The 7,208-nt window shown below is 62.9% G+C and carries 7 protein-coding genes; all 7 read right to left on the bottom strand.

Translation table 11 applies throughout. The annotated features are described in order from the left end of the window. Positions 1-24: 24 nt before the first annotated feature. On the bottom strand, positions 25-1,131 hold the full coding sequence (locus EN745_RS25555; RefSeq protein WP_127422551.1) for an ABC transporter substrate-binding protein: 1,107 nt from the start codon (positions 1,129-1,131) through the stop codon (positions 25-27). A gap of 243 nt (positions 1,132-1,374) precedes the next feature. Continuing rightward, positions 1,375-2,547 (bottom strand): iron-containing alcohol dehydrogenase, encoded by a 1,173-nt coding sequence (locus tag EN745_RS25550; protein ID WP_127422550.1) that lies wholly within the window; start codon positions 2,545-2,547, stop codon positions 1,375-1,377. Positions 2,548-2,567: 20 nt separating this feature from the next. Then, positions 2,568-4,007 carry an aldehyde dehydrogenase family protein gene (locus EN745_RS25545; RefSeq protein WP_127422549.1) on the bottom strand — a complete coding sequence of 480 codons (1,440 nt, stop codon included), beginning with the start codon at positions 4,005-4,007 and terminating at the stop codon, positions 2,568-2,570. Continuing rightward, entirely contained in the window at positions 3,970-4,389 is a 420-nt protein-coding gene (locus EN745_RS25540; RefSeq protein WP_127422548.1) for a type II toxin-antitoxin system VapC family toxin, read from the bottom strand. The genes EN745_RS25545 and EN745_RS25540 overlap by 38 nt, the downstream gene beginning before the upstream one ends. Beyond that, a complete protein-coding gene (locus tag EN745_RS25535) occupies positions 4,379-4,828 on the bottom strand; it encodes a helix-turn-helix transcriptional regulator (RefSeq protein WP_127422547.1) in 450 nt (149 codons plus the stop codon). Before EN745_RS25535 ends, EN745_RS25540 begins: the two co-directional genes overlap by 11 nt. Positions 4,829-4,888: 60 nt before the next feature. Beyond that, positions 4,889-6,259, bottom strand: a complete 1,371-nt coding sequence (locus tag EN745_RS25530) for a glutamine synthetase family protein (RefSeq protein ID WP_127422546.1) — start codon at positions 6,257-6,259, stop codon at positions 4,889-4,891. 87 nt (positions 6,260-6,346) lie between these two features. Beyond that, positions 6,347-7,208 (bottom strand): amino acid permease (locus EN745_RS25525; protein WP_127422545.1); only part of this gene is annotated, 862 nt, incomplete at its 5' end.

Below are 7,208 nucleotides of genomic sequence, written 5' to 3'. Positions count from 1 at the left end.
AGGCCGCCCGGCCCTTACATTGTGTTACTTCACGTTGGCGCCGACAACGGCTTCCCAGTTCTTGGTGATGGCTTCCTTGGCCTTGCCCTGTTCATCGAGGGTCGGGAAGACAGCCGATGCATAGGCCTCGGCCGGCGGCAGCTTGGCCATCACGTCGGCCGGGAGCTTGCCGTTCTTGGCGAGGTCGTTGAAGCGGATCGGGTGGCAATAGCCCTTCAGCCAGCCGATCTGGCCTTCGTCGGAGTAGAGATACTCGAGCCACAGCTTGGCAGCATTCGGGTGCGGCGCGTAGGCGCTGATCGCCTGCACGTAGACGCCGGCGACGACGCCGGTCTTCGGCACGACGACATCGACCGGCGGGTTGCCCTTCAGCGTGTCGCGGCCGGCAAGCGCGTTGTAATCCCAGGTGACCAGGATCGGCGTCTGGCCCTGGGCGAGCGTCGCCGGCTTGCCGATGACCGGCACGAAATTGCCGGCGGCGTTGAGCTTCTTGAAGAAGTCGAGACCGGCGGTGCCGGCGGCTTCACCAGCGGCCGCGCCACCGGAAAGGCCGGCGGCGTAGACGGCCTGGATGGCCTGGTTCGAGGCGCGCGGGTCACCGGCGAGCGCAACCGTATTGGCATAGTCTGCCTTCAAGAGGTCGGCCCAGTCAGCCGGCGCTTCCTTGACCAGATCCTTGTTCACCAGGAAGGACAGCACGCCGTAATAGTCGCCGGTCCAGAAACCGTCCGCATCCTTGGCGCTGTCCGGGATCGAGTCCCAGGTCGACACCTTGTAGGGCTGGATCAGGCCATCGGCCTTGGCCGACGGGCCGAAGGACAGGCCGACGTCGATGACGTCAGGCGCCTGCGGGCCCTTGTTGTCCTTGTTGGCCTTGATCGCCTCGATCTCGTCGCCCGAGCCGGCATCCGGGTTGAGTTCGTTGATCTTGAGTTCCGGATACTTCGCCTTGAAGCCGTCGATGACGGCGCCGTAGCCGCACCAGTCATGCGGCAGCGCGATGACAGTGAGCTCGCCCTCTGCTTTCGCGGCCTTGACGAGATCGTCCAGCGAAGCCGCGGACGAAAGCACCGACGACACCATCAGGGTCGCGGCCGAAAGGGAAAGCACCTTCCCCGTGAATTTGAACATGTGTTCTCTCCGTTGAACTGACGCCGTTAGACGCCTGCGATGCGGTATCGTTTTCGTGTGACAGCCAGATGAAAGCTTTGTGAAACCGGCACGCGCAGTACGAAAAAGTAAACTCTTTTTAACCGGGTGTAGCAATCGCCTCGCGATTCTTTTTCCGGCTAATTATTTCCCGCCTTGTCTTTCGCCCTCTTCCCTTTCCTTTCCCCTCGTTTTCCGGATCAATTCCGACGCCTGAAATCTGTCTCAGACAGCGCCGGCGATGGCATTTTCCAGCAGGGTCAACGCCCCCTTCTTGGTCAGCTTGACCGGGTTGCCGCCGGCGGTCGGATCGACCACCGCCATGTCGGCGATCAGCCCCTTGCGCTTCTTGTCCATGTCGAGACCCTTGATCAGGCCGGGCAGCGCATGCGGCACCTTGAGCTCCTTGCGCAGCTTGATGATCGCCTTGGCGAAACCGTCGAAGCCGCCCTTGATGCCGCAATAGGCGGCGAGCCGGGCGATGCGCTCGTCGATGGCGTCGCGGTTGAAGGCCAGCACATAGGGCATGAACACGGCGTTGGTCATGCCGTGATGGGTGTCGTAGAGCGCGCCGACCGGATGCGATAGCGAGTGGATGGCGCCCAGCCCCTTCTGGAAGGCCGCCGCGCCCATCGCCGCGGCGCTCATCATATGGGCGCGGGCGACCAGGTCCTTGCCGTTGGCGAAGGCCTTGGGCAGGTTCTCGAACACCAGCCGAATGCCTTCCACCGCGATGCCGTCGGCCATCGGATGATAGCCCGGCGCGCAATAGGCTTCGAGGCAGTGCGCCAGCGCATCCATGCCGGTGCCGGCGGTGATGAAGCCCGGCATGCCGACCGACAGCTCCGGATCGGCGATCACGATCGCCGGCAAAAGCTTCGGATGGAAGATGACCTTCTTGGTGTGCGTCTCCTCATTGGTGATGACGCCGGCGCGGCCGACTTCCGACCCGGTTCCGGCGGTGGTCGGCACCGCGATGATCGGCGCGATCGCGTCGGAATCGGCTCTCGTCCACCAGTCGCCGACATCCTCGAAGTCCCACACCGGCCGCGTCTGCCCTGCCTGGAAGGCGATCAGCTTGCCGAGGTCGAGCGCCGAGCCGCCGCCGAAGGCGATGACGCCGTCATGCTTGCCCTTCTTGAACACCGCGATGCCGGCGGTCAGGTTGGAATCGACCGGGTTCGGCTTGACCTCGGAAAACACGCCATACGGAACTTTGGCGTCGTCGAGAATCTTCAGCGTCGAGGCGACGACCGGCAATTTCGCCAGCCCAGGATCGGTGACGAAGAGCGGCTGCTTGATGCCTGTGGCTGCCAACACGTCTGGCAGTTCCTTGATGCGGCCGGCGCCGAAGCGGACGGTGGTCGGGTAGTTCCATTTGGAGATGAGCTTGGGCATTGCTTGTCTTTCGAAAAAAATCAGATCGCTTCACGCAGGTGGAATGATTTCGGCCGGGTCAGATTGTCGTACCCTATGGCCGAGAGCGCCGCGCCCTTGCCGGTGTCCTTGACGCCGGTCCAGACCAGCGCCGGATCGAGATAGTCGCAGCGGTTCATGAACACGGTTCCGGTCTCGACGCGGTCGCCGATCGCGACAGCGCGTTCGGTGTCGCGCGTCCAGATAGATGCCGTCAGCCCGTAGGGACTGTCGTTCATCAGCGCGATGGCCTCCTCGTCGTTGCGCACCTTCATGATGCCGACGATCGGCCCGAAGCTCTCCTCGCGCATGACGCCCATCTGGTGGTCGACATTGGTCAGCACTTCCGGCGCCAGATAGGGCGAGCCTGCCTTGTCCTCGGCCACCTTCATGTTGACATGCGCGGTGGCGCCCTTGCGCAGCGCCTCGGCCTTCTGCTCGCGGATCAGGTCGGCGAAGCGTGCCTGCGCCATCGGCCCCAGCGTCGTCGCCTGCTCCAGCGGATTGCCGACGACATAGTTCCTGGTCTCGGCGACGAAACCCTCGACAAACTCGTCATAGACCTTCTCGTGAACATAGACGCGCTCGATGCCACAGCAGCACTGGCCGGAATTGAAGAAGGCGCCGTCGACCAGATTGGCGACCGCATGATCCATCTTGGCGTCGGGCAGCACATAGGCCGGATCCTTGCCGCCGAGCTCGAGGCCGAGGCTCATGAAAGTGCCGGCCGCGGCTTTCTCGATGGCGCGACCGCCGCCGACCGAGCCGGTGAAGTTGACATGGTCGATCTTGCCGGAGCCGAGCAGCCTCTCGGTCTGACCGTGGTTCAGGACGAGGTTCTGGAACAGGCCCTTGGGCAGGCCAGCTTTGTCGAAGGCCTGTTGGAAGCGCTCGCCGACCAGAAGCGTCTGCGCCGCGTGCTTGAGGATGACCGCGCTGCCGGCCATCAGCGCCGGCACGATGGTGTTGACGGCGGTGAGATAGGGGTAGTTCCACGGCGCGATGACCATGACCACGCCGAGCGGCACCTTCCTCACATAGCGGCGGAAGCCGTCCTTCGGGTTGGAGGCCATCACCGGCTTCAGCGCCTGTTCGGCGATCTCGACCATGTAGTTGACGCGTTCCTTGACGCCGCCGAACTCGCCGCCATAGCGTACCGGGCGCCCCATCTGCCAGGCGATCTCCGGCACGATCTCGTCGCTCATGGCGACCAGCGCTTCCAGCATCGCCAGCATGTACTTGCCGCGCTCGACGACCGGTGTTCCGGCCCACTTCTCCTGCGCCGCCTTGGCGCGCTCGACCGCGGCGTTGATCGCCTGGTCCGTCGCGACCGGCCGCTCGGCATAGATCGAGCCGTCGATGGGGGATTTGAGTTTGACCGTTTCCAAGAAGGCGTCTCCAAAATCAACAAGGGACTGTTTTGACAAAGCCGGCCGCGCCATAAGCAAGGATGGCGCGATCGCGGGTAATGATTGCGAGGTTCTTCGAGCGGGCAGTGGCTATGATGATCCGGTCGGCCGGATCGTTGTGAACGGCGCCAGGCAAGAACGAGGACTCGACCAACAGTTCACTGTCGACCTCTTCAACGGTCGCTGCGCCGGCTTGCACGAACCCTTCAAACCAGGCGAGCGGCGACTTGATAAATGGAAGCCGGCCCTTGGAGACGAGCATTCCGATTTCCCAAGCCGACATGACGGAAACGGCGATGACGCCGCCGTTCTTTCGCGCATTGGTCACTCTATCAACAGCCGTTCTCGCAACCGGCTGCTCGGTCGACAGCCACAGCATGAAGCACGTGTCCAGCAACACTCCGTCAGTCGTCATACACTTTGCCCCAGTCCGTATCCGCGGGAGCTGTGTAGTCGACGTCCGGAAGAAGCGTCAGCGTCCCGGCCATGCATCCGAACAGCGGATCTGCGCCCCGAGGCGCCACGACATAGTCTTCGCTCTTGCCGCTCATGTCCGGCGCACTCTTGAAATCCACCTTATCCTCCATAAAACCGGAACGACGCCCTGCGTCTCCGGCGTTCTGGCGTCCGGTCGAAGAGCCCAGATGAGCCCAGATCTCACTAAGCGGCCGGTCAAGAATTTCTGCGATCCTGCGTATTTCATCCACTTGCATGCGCCGCTCGCCGTTCAGCGTCCGCGACAAGGCGCTGGAGTGGATGTTCATACGGCTCGCCATGCTGCGCACCGATAGACCCTTCTCCTTCATCTGGTTCGTAAACCACGCCTTGTCGATATCGGTTCTGCCTTGGGGCAAGGATGCCTCCTATTGTTGCGATGCGATAATCGCAACAATAGTGCATAATCCGCAACACCGTCAATAGCGCTCGAACCCCCTGTGCAGTTCCCAATCCGTGATGCGGCGGTCGTATTCGAACTGCTCCCAGCGGGCGGTGTGCACGTAATGCTCGATCACGTCCTCGCCGAAGGCCTGCTTCAGCATCTTCGACTTCGACAGCGTCTCGGTGGCGTCGCGCAGCGTCTTCGGAATCTCCGGCAGGCGCGAGGCCTGGTAGGCGTCACCGACGAACGGCTTCTGCAGTTCCAGCTTCTCGTCGATGCCGGCAAGGCCGGATGCGATCAGCGCCGCGAAGGCGAGATAGGGGTTGAGGTCGGCGCCTCCTATCCGGCATTCCATGCGGATGCCCTTGGTGCCCTCGCCGCACAGGCGGAAGCCGGCGGTGCGGTTGTCCTCGCTCCACATGATCTTGGTCGGCGCGAACGTGCCCGCCTGGAAGCGCTTGTAGGAATTGATGTAGGGCGCCAGGAACCAGGTGAACTCCTTGGCGTATTTGAGCTGGCCGGCCGCCCAGTGCTGGCCGAGCGTCGACAACGTCCATTCGGCGCTTTTGTCGAAGAATAGGGGCGTCTTGCCGTCGGCGCTCCACAGCGAATTGTGGATGTGGCTGGAGTTGCCGGCGAGCCCGTAATTGTACTTGGCCATGAAGGAGATCGACTTGCCCTCGGAATCGGCGATCTCCTTGGCGCCGTTCTTCAGGATGACATGGCGGTCGGCCATATCGAGCGCTTCCGCGTAGCGCACGTTGATCTCTTCCTGGCCCGGGCCCCATTCGCCCTTGGAGTTCTCGATCGGAATGCCGGCGGCTTCCATCTCGTTGCGCAGCCGGCGCATCACGCCTTCTTCCTTGGTGGTGATGCCGATCTGGTAGTCGCCGATGTAGGGCGAGGCCGAGTCGAGGCCCTGCCAGTGCTTCTTGCGGGCGGAATCGTAGGTCTCGTTGAACAGGTAGAATTCGAGCTCGGAGGCGAAGTAGCCGATATAGCCGCGATCCTTCAGCCGCTTGACCTGCTTCTTCAGGATGGCGCGCGGCGAATGCGCCAGATCTTCATGGTCGTGGTGATCGAGCACGTCGCAGATCACCAGCGCCGTCTTTTCCAGCCACGGCAGCCGCCGCAGCGTCGCCAGGTCCGGCTTCATGACGAAGTCGCCATAGCCCTTCGACCAGCTTGCCGCCTTGTAGCCCGGCACCGGCTCCATATCGATGTCGCAGGCCAGCAGATAGTTGCAGCCATGCGTCTCGCCATGCGCGGAATCGACGAAATACTGGGCCAGGAAGCGCTTTCCCGCGAGCCGGCCCTGCATGTCGACGATGCAGGCCAGCACCGTGTCGATCTCGCCATTGGAGACCGCTTTCTTCAATTGATCGAACGAGAAATTTCCGGCCATTCCTTTGGCACTCCAGCGCTTGGTCTTTTGAGAGGGGGAACGAAACCATGGCCGGCGCCAGGCCGGCCATGGCCATGGAAATAGACGTCAGTGGCCGGTCTCGCCGACCGCCTGTTCGGCTGCCTTGATCGCTGCCTGGCGCGCCGCGATGATGTCGCCAAGCGGCGGGCCCTGGAAGCGGTTGCGCTCGAACGCGAACCACACGATCGCCGTCAGGATGAAGAAGCCGACGGTGATGTAGAGCGCCCAGTCGTTCGGCGGCTGGATGCCGATGACGAAGATCAGGATCATCGACAGAATGGAGAGGACGCCGAACAGCATGAAGATCGCACGCCCCATGTTCCACGGGCCCATCTTGTCCCACTTCGGCGTGCCCCAGGCCAGCATGCCGAGCGCGATCGGCACGGTGAAGGAGAGGAACAGGAAGATGACCGTGCAGGACACCACGATGGTGTAGGCCGAGGTGCCGGCGACCGAAACCAGGGTCGAGCCCCAGACGAACAGCACCGACAGGATCGACGCCGTCCAGATCGCCGCCACCGGCGTGCGATAGGTCGGGCTGACCTTGGCGAGTGCCGCCGAACCCGGCAGGCCGCCGTCACGCGAGAAGGCGAAGATCATGCGCGAAGCCGAGGTCACCGTGGCCAGGCCGCAAAGCAGCTGGGCAACAAACACCACAAGGTAGACGAACTCCTTGATGCCGGGGCTGACACGCTGGTCGAAGGCCCAGAAGAACACGTTCCAGCCCTGCTTGGCGGCATCGTCCATGTTCGGGATCATCAGGATGAAGGCGGCCAGGAACAGGTAGCCGAAGACGGCCGACCAGATGACCGACATGACCATCGCGCGCGGCACGGAACTGGCCGCCTTGATGGTTTCCTCGGAGGTGTGCGCCGAGGCGTCGTAGCCGGTGATGGTGTAGATCGGCAGCAGCAGGCCGAGCGCGAAC

Source organism: Mesorhizobium sp. M4A.F.Ca.ET.022.05.2.1 (assembly GCF_003998845.1).
Lineage (GTDB): Bacteria > Pseudomonadota > Alphaproteobacteria > Rhizobiales > Rhizobiaceae > Mesorhizobium.
Note: the sequence above shows the minus strand (reverse complement) of the source record. Positions and strands in the feature narration are given on the sequence as shown.